This window comes from Streptomyces sp. BE303, assembly GCF_036290945.1.
Lineage (GTDB): Bacteria > Actinomycetota > Actinomycetes > Streptomycetales > Streptomycetaceae > Kitasatospora.
Window position 1 is genome coordinate 26,434 of the sequence record NZ_JAQYWZ010000656.1, and the last position, 14,096, is coordinate 40,529.

General features: G+C 75.7%; 10 protein-coding genes. 3 read left to right on the forward strand and 7 right to left on the reverse strand.

Going from position 1 to position 14,096, the window contains the following annotated elements; all coding sequences use genetic code 11:
- Positions 1-47: 47 nt before the first annotated feature.
- From PUR56_RS15750 to PUR56_RS15780, 7 genes are all read right to left on the reverse strand, one after another.
- A complete protein-coding gene (locus PUR56_RS15750; protein WP_329949379.1) occupies positions 48-1,367 on the reverse strand; it encodes an FHA domain-containing protein in 1,320 nt (439 codons plus the stop codon).
- 73 nt (positions 1,368-1,440) lie between these two features.
- Positions 1,441-2,823 (reverse strand): vWA domain-containing protein, encoded by a 1,383-nt coding sequence (locus PUR56_RS15755; RefSeq protein ID WP_329881976.1) that lies wholly within the window; start codon positions 2,821-2,823, stop codon positions 1,441-1,443.
- 118 nt (positions 2,824-2,941) lie between these two features.
- Entirely contained in the window at positions 2,942-4,351 is a 1,410-nt protein-coding gene (locus tag PUR56_RS15760) for a PP2C family protein-serine/threonine phosphatase (protein ID WP_329949380.1), read from the reverse strand.
- 3 nt (positions 4,352-4,354) lie between these two features.
- Positions 4,355-6,925, reverse strand: a complete 2,571-nt coding sequence (locus tag PUR56_RS15765) for a serine/threonine-protein kinase (RefSeq protein ID WP_329949381.1) — start codon at positions 6,923-6,925, stop codon at positions 4,355-4,357.
- A 5-nt stretch (positions 6,926-6,930) separates the two neighbouring features.
- A complete protein-coding gene (locus PUR56_RS15770; RefSeq protein WP_329949382.1) occupies positions 6,931-8,298 on the reverse strand; it encodes a hypothetical protein in 1,368 nt (455 codons plus the stop codon).
- A 160-nt stretch (positions 8,299-8,458) separates the two neighbouring features.
- Positions 8,459-9,409: a glutamate ABC transporter substrate-binding protein gene (locus tag PUR56_RS15775; RefSeq protein WP_329949383.1), complete on the reverse strand. Its 951-nt coding sequence runs from the start codon at positions 9,407-9,409 to the stop codon at positions 8,459-8,461.
- A gap of 15 nt (positions 9,410-9,424) precedes the next feature.
- Complete coding sequence (locus PUR56_RS15780) at positions 9,425-10,750, reverse strand: hypothetical protein (RefSeq protein ID WP_329949384.1); 1,326 nt, start codon at positions 10,748-10,750, stop codon at positions 9,425-9,427.
- A gap of 396 nt (positions 10,751-11,146) precedes the next feature.
- Between PUR56_RS15780 and PUR56_RS15785 the strand changes: the two genes are divergently transcribed.
- From PUR56_RS15785 to PUR56_RS15795, 3 genes are all read left to right on the forward strand, one after another.
- A complete protein-coding gene (locus PUR56_RS15785; protein WP_329881982.1) occupies positions 11,147-11,722 on the forward strand; it encodes a nucleosidase in 576 nt (191 codons plus the stop codon).
- Between the two features lie 144 nt (positions 11,723-11,866).
- Positions 11,867-12,397 (forward strand): DinB family protein, encoded by a 531-nt coding sequence (locus tag PUR56_RS15790; protein ID WP_443034510.1) that lies wholly within the window; start codon positions 11,867-11,869, stop codon positions 12,395-12,397.
- A gap of 178 nt (positions 12,398-12,575) precedes the next feature.
- Positions 12,576-14,033 carry a trypsin-like serine peptidase gene (locus PUR56_RS15795; RefSeq protein WP_329949386.1) on the forward strand — a complete coding sequence of 486 codons (1,458 nt, stop codon included), beginning with the start codon at positions 12,576-12,578 and terminating at the stop codon, positions 14,031-14,033.
- The last annotated feature ends 63 nt before the right edge of the window (positions 14,034-14,096 follow it).

The window sequence follows — 14,096 nt, forward strand, 5'->3', positions numbered from 1 at the left end:
AGGGCGGTCGAGTGGCCGGACTGCCGGCCCGGGCGGGCCGGCGGGGCTCAGGCGCGGTGCAGGGTGATCGTCGTCCAGGCGCCGACGTGGACCCGGTCGCCGTCGCCCAGCGGGATCGCGGTGTGCGGGGCGATCGGCTCGCCGCCGCCGTTCACCGTGGTGCCGTTGGTGGAGTCCTGGTCGACCAGCACCCAGCTGCCGTCCGCCTGTTCGGCGAGCAGGGCGTGCTGGTGCGAGGCCCCCGGGTCCTCCGGCGGCACCGAGAGGTCGATCTCCGGCACGGTGCCGCGGTGCTGGCTGCGCCGGCCGATCCGCAGCTGGCCGCGCCCGGTCAGCGGGATCCGGCGCTCGGGGCAGTACGGCGGGAAGAACAGGCCGGCCGCCTCGGGGCCGCTGCGGGCCATCATCTCGGTGAAGTACTCGCGGTCCGCCGCGACCACCGCGAACCAGGTGCTGCGGACCTGCTCGGGGGCCTGCCCCTGCGGCGGCTGGGCCTGCTGCGGGGGCATCGGCGGGGCGAGGTGGAACGAGGTGCCGAACTCGTCGCCGCGCCGGGTCGGGCCGGGCTGGGCGTAGACCGGGCCGGAGTCCTCGCGCGGTGCGGTGCCGGGGTACGGCGCGCCCTGGTGCGGGGCCTCCTGGTAGGCGGCCTCCTGATAGGGCGCTCCCTGCGGGGGCGCGCCCTGGTGCTCCTGGTACGGCGCGCCCTGGTGCACGGGCTCCTGGTACGCGGCTTCCTGGTACGCGGGCTCCTGGTACGGGGCCTCCCGGTAAGGGGACTCCGGGTACCCGGCCGCCTCCTGGTAGGGAGCCTCCTGGTACGGCGGAGCCGCGTGGGCGGGGGAGGGGCCCTCCGACCCGTGCGCGGGCGGCGGGTAGCCGTACCCGGCGGGCGGGCCTGGCTGTGGCGGGGCCGCCGGCGGCTGGGGGGCGGCGGGCGGCTGCGGCGGGCCGCCGTACGCCGCCGGGATGTTGAGCGGCGCCGGCGGGGGCGGCGGTGCCTGGGCGGGGACGCCGAAGGGCTGCTGGGCGCGCTGGGGCGCGGAGAGGTCGTAGTCGTACCCGCACTCCTCGCAGAACCGCCCGGTCTGCGGGCTGCGGCAGATCGGGCAGACCACGAGGCCCTCGGTGAGGTCCGGGAAGCCCCGCGGGTTCGACGGCGGCACCGCTCCGGGCGGGACGGCCCCCGGCGGGGCTGTCGGACCGCCGTACGGCGCGCCGTGGCCACCGTGCGCCCCCGGGCCGCCGGGTGCGCCGGCGAGCGTGCCGGGCGGCGGCGGTACCGGCTGCGGCGGCGTCATCGGGAAGCCGCAGAAGTCGCACCAGTCCTCGGCCTGCGACTCATGGCCCCTCGGGCAGATCGGCATCAGGTCCCCCCTCAATTCCAGCAAGCCGGGGCAGTGTCCGGCCGGGGTTGCGGCCCGGTCGGCTCGTCGGCGGTCACTTCTTCACACGGACGGTCTTGGTCGACCGGGTCTCAAGGGTCATCGAGTCGGCCTCGCTCACGTTCTTACGGAACCGAACGGTACCCTCCTTCGGGTCCACCACGTCCACCACCTTCTGCAGCAGCTTGAAGGTGCCCTCGTTGCCGGTCGCGTGGGCGATCCGGACGGCGGCGCCGAGCTTGGCGGTGGCCCGGTCGACGTCCCCGGCCCGGTGCGCCTCCAGCCCCTCCTGGATGGACGAGGCCAGCTCCGCCTGCCCGGTGTAGTGGGCGACCTGCGGGCTGATCCGGGTCGACGAGGCGAGGTCGTCGGTCCAGACCGCCTTGACCAGGCCCTGCGACAGCACCTCCGGCGTCCCCCCGGAGACCGACGGCGGCAGGACGAGGCTGATCCGGGCGGCGAGCATCTCGTTGCCGACGGCGGAGGACGGGACCTCCACGCAGACGTGGTAGTCGCGGCTCTCGTCGCCCCACGAGCCGGTCGGGTAGTCGCCGGCCCGCGGCCCGGCCTCGGTGCGGCGTTCGGTGAGGTCCTCGACCGAGGGGGCGACCTGCTTGACGAACCTGACGACCGCGTTGGCCGGCGTCCAGATCCGCAGCGCGACGTCGGCGACCTGCTTGCCCATCGCGCCGGCCATCATCGAGCGGAAGTCCTCGGCCAGGCCGGAGGGCTCGGCGACGATGTCGACGGTGCCGAGCAGCGCGGAGGAGATCCTGCGCAGCTCGTCGACCCGCCAGTCGGTGCCGACGCCCCGGCAGTCCGCCGTGAAGTGGCCGCCGACCCGCTCGATCGCGCGCTCCAGGTCGGCGGCGGTCTCGTGCTCGTTGTTGCCGTCGGTCAGCAGGATGGCGTGCCGGATGGCGATGTCGCGGCGGGTCAGGAACAGCTGGTCGGCCTTGGCCAGCCAGGTGCCCATGGCGGTGCCGCCGGCCGCGGTGAGGCGGCGCAGCGACTCCTTGGCCCGGGCCCGGGTGGCGTCCGAGGCGATGGCGAGGGTGCCGTCGCCGGGGAAGACGTCGCGGGCCTCGTGGGTGCCGGCGACCACGGCGAAGGCGACGCCGTCGCGGACGGTGTCGATGGCGGCGGCGGTGGCCTCGCGGGCGCCGCGCAGCTTGCTCGCGGGGTAGTCCATCGAACCGGAGCAGTCCACCAGGATCACCACGGCGGCCGACTGCGGGCCGGCGCCGCCCGGGCCGGCGTCGGTGACGCCGGGCGGGCGGGCGCCCTGGGTGCCGAGCGGGCGGCCGCCCGAGGTGCCGCCGCCGGTCGCGGTGACCGTCACGATGGCGTTCACCTCCCGGGCGCCGTCCGCGAGGAACTCGTTCTGGAAGATCTCCACGTCGAACCTGGGCAGGTTCGGCTTGGCCAGTGTTGCCATGGGCGGGTGGCTCCCGTCGGATGGTCGGATGGTGCGGGCGGTCGGTGGGCGTGCAGCGGGGTGGCGGGTGGCGGCGGTCCGCCGGCCCGGTCGGTGCGTGGCGTCCCGGCCTCCGGGCTCAGCGGGCCGCCGGGGGCCGGACCGGGCGCGGGGGGACGGCCGGCGGCTGCGGGGGGAGGGGCGGGACCGGGGGCAGCGGAGCGGCGGCGGAGCCGATCACCGGGATGTCCGGCAGGGTCGGGTCGTGGTCCTCGTCGTCCGCGCCCGCCGGCCCGGATCCGGCCGCGGTGATCACCGGAAGGTCCAGCGCGGTCGCGGTCCGGCCGTCCTCGCCCTCCGCCGGTTCGGCCGCCGGGGGCGGGTCGATCGGGATCACCGCGACGGTGATGTTGTCGTGCCCGCCGGAGGCGACGGCGAACTTGACCAGGGTCTGGGCGGTGGCGAGCGGTTCGGTGCGGGCGTCCGGACGGACGAAGTAGGCGAGGTCGGTGGCGGCCTCGGCGTAGTTCCAGAGTCCGTCGGTGCAGATCAGCAGCACGCCGGGAACGTGCGGGGTGAAGTCGAGGGTGTGCGGGACGACCTCCTCGGCGTCGGCGCCGAGCCAGCCGGTGATGGCGTGGGCGCGCGGGTCCGCGTAGGCCTCGGCCTCGCCCATCAGCCCGGCCTCGACCATCCGGGCGGCCCAGGAGTCGTCCTGGGTGAGCCGGAACGGCTCGGCGGAGACCCGGTCGTCCGGGATCCAGTACGCGCGGGTGTCGCCGACCCAGCCGATGGTGATCCGGCCGCCGGTCGCGATCGCGCTGACGTAGGTGCAGGCGGGCGCGTTGACGTCGGGCCGGAGCGGCTTGGTGCCGTCGGTGGCCAGCGCGGCCACGGCGGCGGCGGCTTCGGCGATCGCCCGGCGCATGGCCGCGGTCGGTTCCTGGCCGGCCTCCAGCGAGCTGAGCAGCGACTCGGAGGCGGCGTCGACGGCGGTCTCGGAGGCCTGGTCGGGCCGGTCGGAGGAGGAGACGCCGTCGCAGACCACGGCCACCACGACCGGTTCGCCGCCGGGCAGCGAGGTGGCGGCGACGGTGAAGGAGTCCTCGTTGCGGTGGTGCCGGACACCCCGGTCGCTGACCCCGGCGACGCCGCCGAGCGCCTTCTCCATGTGGTCGCGGGGGCGCGGCTGGGCGCGGCCGCAGGCCTCGCAGTAGCCGTCGCCGGTGACCTGCTGGAGCCCGCAGTGTGCGCAGGCGGGTCCGCCGTGCGCAGCCGCGGCGCCCGGTGCACCCGCGGCGCCCGGTGCACCCGCGGCGCCCTGGAGGCCCGGCGTGCCGTTGGCGCCCTGGGAGTTCTGCGCCGGGACGGTGGGCGTGTCGGGCAGGGTCGGCGCGTGGCCCTCGTCACCGTCCCGGGCTGCGGACCAGCTGGGCGGCATCGCGCCGGGGGCGGGACGGCCGTCGCGGCTCGCCCCGCAGGAGCCGCAGAAGACGTCCCCCGGGTCCATCGGCTCGGCACAGCTCTGGCACACGGTCTGCTGCGGCATCTCTTACACCCACGTCCTGGGGCGGGCGCGGTTGGCCCGCTCCACCATGTCGATCCTGTTCTCGGCCCGGTCGGCCAACCGGGCGAGTACCCGGTATGACTGCTCCAGGGCGAACCGCAGTTCCCGTTCCACCGCGGGCCGTCCCAGCACGCTGACCTCGCCGGTTGTCCGGCCCACGCCGGTCTCGCCGGGTGACCCGGCGGTGACCCAGCCGAGCGCGGCGCCGAGCACCTCGACGGCGAGCTCCTCGCGGCGGCGGTCGTCCAGGCGCAGCGCGGTCAGCTGCTCGGAGCTTGCGCCGAGGTCGGCGCCGAGCGGGTCGGTGGCGGGCCGCTCGCGCAGCCGGGCCCGGACGGCGGCGATCCGGGCGGGGGTGTACTGGCTGGAGGTGGCCGGCACGGACTCCAGGACGGCGACGGCGCCGGCCCGGTCCTCGTCGGCGAGCCGGACCCGGGCCAGCCCGAAGGCGGCGCTCAGGTAGCTCTGGTCGGTGCTCCACACCAGACGGTAGAACTCGGCCGCGTCGCCGCCGTCGCCGAGGAGTTCGGCGCAGGCGGCGAGGGCCAGCTTGGGGGCGGCCTCGCCGGGAAAGGCGTCGTAGACGGCGTCGAAGGCCTCGGCGGCGGCGCGCAGCGCCTCGTGGTCGGGCGCGCCGGGGTCGGCCGCGGCGGAGACCAGCGAGGTCAGGCCCCGGTACCAGACCACCCGCCAGTCGTCCGGGTACTCCTGGTCCAGTGCGGCGAGGGCCTCGACGGCCCGGGTGTGCCGGCCGAGTTCGAGCAGGGCGCGCAGCTCGCGGAGTCGGCGCTCGGCGGAGTCGGCGGGCGCGCCCTCCAGCGCGGCCAGCGCCTCCCCCGGGCCGGTGGCGAACAGGGCGGCGAGGAAGCCGGCGTTGGGGTCGGCCGGGTCGACCCGGGGGACGGGCAGGGCGAGCGCGGCGGCGGCGGGGTCGAGAGCGGCCAGCCGCAGTTCGCCGGGCCGGACCGTCGGTGCGACCAGCTCGGTGTCCACCACGCGCAGTTCGGGGCCGAACAGGGTGGAGGGCGCGGGTCGGGCCCGCCCGTCCTGGAGGGCCAGCACCTCGCGCAGGACGCCGGTGAGCTGGTCGGCCATCTCCTCGGCGGAGGCGAACCGGCGGGCCGGGTCCGGGTCGGTGGCGCGGACGAGGAAGCGGTAGTACGACTCGTAGGCGGCGAAGACCGGCACGGACTCCGGGCCGGGAAGGGTGTCCCGGTGGACGGTGGAGTAGCCCTGGAAGTCGAAGCTGAGCACCGCGAGGGTGCGGGCCACCGTGTAGAGGTCGGAGGCGGGGGAGGGGCCGTCGGTGGCGATCTCCGGTGCCTGGTAGCCGATGGTGCCGTAGATCGGGCCGTCGTCGTCGAGGCGGCGGACGGCGCCCATGTCGATGATCTTGAGCGTGTCGCCGCTCTGGATCGCGTTGTCGATCTTGAAGTCGCAGTAGACCAGCCCGCGGGCGTGCAGGTAGCCCAGCGCGGGCAGCGCCTCCAGCGCGTACGCGATCGCCTGCTCGACCGGCAGCGGCTCGCGCCGGCCGTCCGGGGTGCGGCGCTCGTTGGCGATGTCCTTGAGCGACTTGCCGCCGACGTACTCCATCACGATGTAGCCGTCGGTCGCGCCGGTGCGCAGGTCCGGGTGCTCGGCGAAGTTGATGATGCGGACGATGCTCGGGTGGTCCACCTCGGCCAGGAACCGGCGCTCGGCGACGGCCACCGCCAGCGCGTCCTCGTCCCCGGTGTCCAGCAGGCCCTTGAGCACCACCCACTTGTCGCTGACCCGCCGGTCCACCGCCAGGTAGATCCAGCCGAGCCCGCCGTGCGCCAGGCAGCCCACCACCTCGTACTGGCCGCCGACCAGGTCGCCCCGGCGCAGCTTCGGCGTGAACGAGTACGGCGTGCCGCACTTGGTGCAGAACCCCTCCGGGCGGCCCGGCGTGCCGTTCCGCTCCCGGCCCACCGGGGTGTCGCACTTGGAGCAGAACCGCTTGCGCTCCGGCACCTCCGGGTTCACCAGCACTGCCTGCGCGGGGTCGGCCGCGGCGACGGTCGGCACCGTCACGAGGCCGGCGCCCAGCCGGTGGCGGGTGCCCACGGTGCCGCTGCCCCGGCTGCTGCGCACCGAGACCGACCGGCCGCTGCCGGTCCGGGTCGAGCGGTGCGAGCGGGAGCGTCCGGACAGCGAACGGGACGAGCCGGTGCGGGACGAGCCGGTGCGGGTCGAGCCGGTGCGCGAGGACCCGGTGTCCGGGTCGAGGACGGCGCGCCCGGTCGGGGAGTGCGCGGAGGTGGTCCCGCCGGAGCCCTCGGGCGGAGTGAGGCCGCACTCGTCGCAGTAGCCGTCGGCGTCGATCGTCCCGGAACAGGCGCGGGGGCACGGCAGGCCCGGGCCCGCCGGGGCCCGGACGGCCTGCCGCGCGGCCGGTACGGCCGCGCCGGTGGCGGTCCTCACGGAGACGGAGGAGGTGCCCGCCGGGGCGAGGCCGCACTCGTCGCAGTAGCCGTCCGTGTCGATCGTCCCGCTGCCGGTGCACTCCGGCCGTACGCACGTCTCGCCCATCACCCTCAGCCCCCCAGTCCCTGTCCCTGTGCCGCCTGTCCGTCGACCGGCTCCCCGCCGGCCGGCGCCTGTGCCGCCTCGCCCTGTGCCGGCCGCAGCGACTGCTGGAACCGGGCCACCGCGCCCGCCGCCGCGCGCAGGTCGCAGGGCGCGCTCCAGAGCAGCCAGCGCGCCTTCTCGTACCGCTCCACCACTTCCGGGTCCTCGGCCACCCGCAGCCGGGCGGCCATCGCCTTGTACGCGTCCAGGCGCCCGCGCAGTTCGGCCCGGAAGGCCAGCGGCTGGGTCACCTCGGTGAGCGACTGCCGGGCCCGGGCCAGTTCCTTGGCGGCCGCGTCCTCCAGCGCGTCCAGCAGCGGCGCGAGCCGGTACCACTGCCCGTTCTGCCGCAGCTCCAGGGCGACCACGATCCGTTCGCGCAGCGCCGAGGCCGGGCCCGGGACGGCGGGCACCTCGGTCGCGGCGATCTTCGCCAGCACCTCGCCGCGCGCGCGGCGGGCCTCGGCCAGCGTGACGTCGGCCCGCTGCAGCAGCTCGCCGACGCCCTGCAGGCGCTCCTCGGCGTCGTCGCGCAGCCGCAGCAGGTTCTCCAGCTCCAGCCGGACGCCGTCCAGCGCCCGCCCGGCCCGGTCGAACCGCTCGGTGTCCACGACCCCGGACGGGGTGGCCAGCGCGCCGCCGTCCGGGACGGTCCCGCGCTGGGCGGGGACCCGGGCCGGCCGCCAGAGCGCGAGCGGGTCGCTGCGCACCTCGGCCCGCAGCGCGTTCAGGTCGGTCTCCAGCCCGACCAGGTCGTCGCCGAGCGGGTGGCCGCCGGGGTGCACGCCGAGCGAGCCGGCCAGGGTCTGCACCCGGCGCAGCTCGGCGAGCAGCAGGTCGATCCGGGCGGGCAGCGCCGTCCAGACCGCGTCCGCGGCGGAGACCACCTCCAGCACGGTGGCGTACCAGGAGTTCATCCGGGTCATCAGCCCGTCCAGGCTGACCCGTTCGACCAGCCGGGCGGGCGCGCCGAGCAGTTGCGCGCCGTCCGGTGCGCCGCCGGGCACGGTCACCGCGTCGCCGGTGAGCAGCTCGCTGAGTTCGGCGAGTTCGGGCCCGCCCGGTCGGGCCTTGCGGGCCCGCACCGCGCGGGCCGAGGCGAGCGCCTCCGAGTAGCGGTCGAACAGCGCCCAGAGCATCGGCAGGCCCTGCCCGGCGACGGACCACCGCTCCTGCGTCCGCCCGGACAGCGCGGCGCCGTCGAGCAGCCGCAGCCCGGGGTGGTCCTGGAGGGAGAGCAGCGCGGACTCGACCGCGTCGCGTTCCGCGCCGAGGCGCGCCAGCGCGCGGTCCACCTCCTCCCGGCTCAGCACCGGGCCAGCAGAAGCCGCCAACGCCCTCTCTCCTCCTCCGCCTGCTCCGTGGTTCCCTGTTCCGTGCTTCGCCGCTCCGCGGTCCCCGGCTCCGTCCCGTGCTCCGCGGGGCCTCCGCCGAGATCCGTCCCGACCCTAGCGGGTGCCTCCCGGGAGCCCGCCGTCCCGGCCCTCGGGGTCGTCACCGCGGCATCGGCCAGTAGTGCTCGGCGTCGTTCAGCAGGTACGGCTTGAGCCAGCGGTCGTACGTGCCGCGCCAGGCGCCGCTCGTGTGGTAGTCGCCGAGCACCTGGTTCACCCGGGCCGTCAGGTCGGTGCTGGTCTTCAGCATCGCGATGCCCATCACGCCCGGCCGGACCTCGCCGTCCACCACCCGGACGGTCTGGTCCTGGGCCGCCTGACTGGCCGCCAGGACGTCGTCCGTCATCGTCGCGTCGACCTTGCCCAGCTGCATCAGCACCAGGCAGTCCAGGTTGTTCTCCGGGGTGACGAGCTCCTTGATCGGGCGGTTCTTCAGCTCCTCCAGGGCCGAGGAACCGGCCGCGGCGCAGGCGGTCGTGCCCTTCAGCGCCTCGTCGAGGTTCTTCGCGGTGGACGACTTGGGCACCACCACCCGCTGGCTCATGGTGAAGTACGGCCGCGAGAAGGACACCTGCTCCATCCGCTCGCAGGTGATCGTCATCGTGCGGATGATCAGGTCGACCCGGCCCTCCTGGATGAACTTGATCCGCTCGGCGGTCGGGACCGCCTTGAGCGTCACCCTCTCCGGGTCGCCCATGATCGCGGTGCCGATCGCCCGGGCGAGGTCGATGTCGAAGCCCTCGATCTGACCGGTGTTCGGGTTGCGCGAGCCCCAGCGGTAGCTGTTCAGGTCGATGCCGATGACCAGGCTGCGCTTGGCCTTGATGGCCTTCACCGCGGGCCCGTCCTCGCCGCTCGGCGGCACGCTCCTGTACACGTCGCAGGCGCCCGCCTGCTCCTGCCGGGGCGCCGAGGCCGCCTGCACCTCCAGCGGCGCGCCGCCCGCCGGCGCCGCGCCCGGCGACCCGCTCCCGCCGAGGACCGCCGCGCCGGAGGCCAGCAGCGCCAGCGCCACCGCCGTCCGGGCCGCCCGTACCGTTGCCCTGCTCATCTTCCCGTCCCCCCTCTACCGGTACTCGGCCAGTCGGCGGCCCAGCCCGCGGACCGCCGCGGCGGCCGCGAGCAGGCCCAGCACCGCGACGGCCACGGCCGCGGTGCGCAGGTCCCCGTCGACCCCCAGGGCCGCGTCCCTGAACCGGCCCTCCTCCAGGGTGGCGGCCCTGGCCAACTGCTGGTCGACGGCGTTGAACGAGGCGTCGGCGGTCTTCGGCACGTCCGCCTCCTTGACCGTCACCGTCGCGTCCAGGGCGCCCTGGTAGTCGCCGTCCTTGTTCTCCAGGTCGCTCGCCGCGGTGTGCCGCTCGCGCCACTGCTGGTAGTCGAGCCGCGCCTGGTCGAGCGCTCCCCGGGCCTCCGGCGGTGCCAGCGTCTGCGCCTCCACCAGCGTGCCGGTCGGCGCGGTGCCTGGCTGGGGGTCGGTCGCGACCAGGTGCCCGGAGGTCTTCGACCAGAGCTCGGCGTACTTGGCGCTGGAACCGCGCGCCACCAGGTGCAGGTTCTCCGCCAGCCGGGCGGTCAGTACGTCCACCCGGGCGGAGTTGAGCACCCGCAGGGGCGCCGCGCCCTCGCGCTCCGCGCGCCGGAGCGTGGAGCCGGCGCCGGTCGCGGCCACGGTCAGCCAGAGCACCCCGGCCAGCACGGCGGCGGTCGCCGCCAGCAGCCCCGGGTTGAACACCCGGTTGGTCCGCCGGAACAGCGCCATCTGCACCCAGACCAGCGCCGTCAGCACGATCACACCCAGCAGGTACCCGGCCCACGGGGTGGCCCGGGCGTCCGCGAGGTCGTCGGCCAGCGCCTCGTTCTCGGCCGCGATGAGCTTCTCGGCGGCCGGCAGCAGCCCGGTGCGCATCTGCTCGGAGGCGTACCGCAGGTAGGCGCCGCCGAGCGGGAATCCCTGCCGGTTCTCGGCCCGCGCGTTCTCCACCAGCCCCGCGTACACCGGGACCTGCTGGTTGAGGGTGGAGAGCCACTCCTGCGCGGGGGAGGAGGTGGTGGTCCGGGCCGCCGCCTCGGAGATCAGCTGGGACGCCGTCCTGAGGTCCTGCTCGTAACGGGCCCGGACGGCCCTCGGCTCGGCGCCCGCCAGCAGGAAGCCGGTCGCCGCGGTGGTGTCCGCGTCGGCCAGCGAGAGATGGATGTCGGCGGCCGCCTGGCTGAGCGGCTGGCTGTACCCGACGACCCGCTTCGCGGCCTGCGCCCGGGAGTTCAGCTGGGCGGCGGTGAGCGCGCCGAACGCCAGGGTCAGTACCGCCAGCAGCGCCCCGGCCAGCCGCAGCCGGCCCGGGGCCGTCCGGGTGGCCTGCCCCAGCCGGGCGATCGGCCCGGTCGCCACGGCCACCGGGCCCGGGCCGCCGCGCCCCGGCGCGACCGCTGATGAACCGTCGGGCCGCCCCGGTGCGAGCGCGCCCGACCCCTTCGTACGAACCGGTGTCGCCACCAGCCTCACCCTCCCCTGTGGCCCGCACCCGCATTCGGGACCCGGCCGTTGCCAGCAGTATGGCCGTCACTCCCCGCGGCCACACCCGAGTTGCGCCGATCTTGAGCTTCTCCGCACCGCTGCGCGCCGCCGGACCGGGTGTCTCCCGGGCCCCGGGCCCCCAGGGTGTCGGGGCGGGCGGCGATCGGGTCGACGCGGGAAGCACCCTATGCGGTTCCCCGGACAGTCGGAGGGCTGGGGTCCGCTTGTGCCGGTCCGGTGACGGGGGCGGCCGCTCCGTACGATGGCGGCATGCGTCTTCTGGGAACGATCTCCGCCGACCGTCCGCTGCTCGTCGTCGCCGTCCGGGAGGAGGCCGCCCACCTCGGCGACCGGCTCCCGGTCCTGCTAACCGGCATCGGCAAGCTCAACGCGGCCGCCGCACTGGCCACCGTCCTCGCCCGGGAGACCCACCCCTCCGAGGTGGTCAACCTCGGTACCGCCGGAGCCCTGCGCCCCGGCTGGGAGGGCACCCACACCGTCACCCAGGTGATTCAGCACGACATCGACACCCCCGCCCTGTTCGCACTGACCGGCCGGACGTACGGCGCCCCCCTGGTCGTCGGCAAGGGCGACGGCCCGGTGCTGGCCACCGGCGACCTCTTCGTCTCGGACCCGGCCGCCCGTGACCGGCTGGCCGAGCACGCCGACCTGGTCGACATGGAGGGCTACGCCGTCGCGACCGTGGCCCACCGCGCCGGCGTCCCGGTCCGCCTGGTCAAGCACGTGAGCGACGAGGCCGGCGACGGTGCCGCCCACACCTGGCGCGAGTCCGTCGACACCTGCGCCCGTCACCTCGCCGACTGGCTCCACGGCCAGGGCTGGTGAGGACCGGTCGGCTCCGCCGGGGCCGTCGGGCCGGTGCCCGTGGTTAGGGTGGCGGGCGTGACCGAGACCACCGTGGCCGATGGCGGCGCGAGCGACGATTCCGTGACCGGCGATTCCGCGATCGGCGGGGTGGCGACCGGGGACGTGGCGACCGGGAGGCCGGCGGACGAGGGCCGTGCGGGCGGGCGGGCCGACCTGCGCCCGCCGGGGGTCGACGCCGACGAGCACACCACGCTGCTCACCTTCCTGGACTACCTGCGCGCCTGCGTGATCGCCAAGACGGACGGCCTGTCCGACGAGGACGCCCGGCGGCCCGGGGTGGCGTCCGGGACCAGCCTGCTCTGGCTGGTGCGCCACCTCACCGCCGTCGAACTGAACTGGTTCCTCTGGGCGTACCGGGGTGACGACGTCGAGCTGTGGGACGACGAAGCGCTCTCGCCCGGCGACGAGACGGTGGCGGAGTCGGTGGCCGCGTACCGGGAGGCGATCGTCCGGGCGAACGCGGTGATCGGTGCGGCGGCGGAGCTGGACCGCCCCGGGGCGCGGTCGCTGCGGCCCGACGGCGAGGCGCCGTCGATGCGTTGGCTGCTGGTGCACATGATCGAGGAGACCGGACGGCACGCCGGGCACGCCGACATCCTCCGCGAGCAGTTGGACGGTGCGGTCGGTCGCTGACGGTCTCCGGCCGCGACCCGCCGTTCCCGCCGTCCGCGCGGTCCCCGCCGTTCCCGCCGTTCCCGCCGTCGACGGGGCGGGTGGACGCCTCGCTGACGGTCAGTGGAATACTCCCCCGCGCACCGTCGGCGCCGTTACGGCGGCGCCGTGCGTTTTCACACAGGGGGATCAGAAGTTCATGTCATCGTCAGGTAGAAATGCCCGTCGCTCCGTTCGCACCGCGGGGAGTGCGCTGGGGGCGTCCGTTCTCGCGCTGACCCTGCTCACCACCGCGGCCTGCGGTCCGGAGAACAGCTCGGCCGACGTCGCCGTCACAGCCGGCGCGCAGCCGAACCTCGGACTGCCGGCCAATCTGGACGAGCTGAAGAAGTGGAAGTTCGACGACTGGGAGAAGTGGGCGAAGGACTACGCCCTCCCGGCCGCCGCCAAGGGCTTCTGGACCTTGGACAAGCTGCTCAAGGCCAAGCCCGACGAGCCGATCGCGCCGCCGGCGCCGCCCACCGCACCGCCGGCCCAGCCGCCCGCCCAGCCCACGCAGCCCGCCCCGCCGACGCAGGCCCCGGCCCAGCCGACGGCGCCGGGGGCGCCGTCCGTGCCGTCCGCACCGGGCACCAAGCCGCCGGCCGGCCAGCCCACCCAGCCGGGGCACCCGACCACCCCGGCGGCGCCGAAGCCGTCCAGCACCCAGCAGCCGGCCTCGCAGGCCCCGGCGCCGCCGGCCCAGCCGCCCGCCGGCCAGCCGACGCAGGCCCCCGCCCAGCCGGGACAGCCGTCCCAGCCCGCGAAGCCCTCCCAGCCGGCCCAGCCGGCCGACAACGGCAACGACCCGCTGCCCAAGACGGTCAACGCCCAGCCCCTCCCGCACCCGTACACCAAGCTCGGCGTGCACGGGAAGCTGTTCGCCGACGAGCCGGGCAGCGGCGCGGCCGCCGCCGGCGGGCTCAACCACTTCCAGTGCTCCGCCACCGTGGTCGCCGACCCGGCCCACCCCGGCAGGAGCAACCTGGTCTGGACCGCCGGCCACTGCGTCCACCAGGGCCGGGGCGGCGCGTTCTTCAGCAACCTCTCCTTCATACCGGCGTTCAACAGCAACGGTGCGCTGAGCGGGGGCAAGCAGGCGGACGAGTCCCAGTACGCGCCGTTCGGCATCTGGAACGCCACCCAGGCGGTGACCTCCCCGCAGTGGAAGGCGGAGGGCGGCAAGGGCGGCGACCCGGCGACCCACTACGACTTCGCGATCATCCGGGTGAAGCCCGCCGACGGCGCCAAGTCGCTGGAGGAGACGGTCGGCGGCGCGGTGCCGGTCTGGTTCAACGCCCCGCGAGAGCAGCTGACCATCTCCGAGTACGGCTACCCGGCGGCCGCGCCGTTCGACGGCATGGAGCTCAACCGCTGCGAGAGCGGCCGGCCGTCCCGGCTGTCGTACGAGCCGAGCCGCCCGCCGATGCACGCCATCGGCTGCACCATGACGGGCGGTTCCAGCGGCGGCGGCTGGCTGGCGGTGAAGGACGGCCAACCGGTGCTGGTCAGCAACGTCTCGGTCGGCAAGCACACCGGCGAGCCGAAGTTCCAGGCCGGCCCCTACCTGGACGACGTCGCGGCGGGCGCCTACGACTTCCTCTCCAGGAAGGGCTGAGCCCCGCAGACCGCCGACGGCCGCCCCTCGCACCGGACTTCCCCGGGCGGGGGCGGCCGTCCG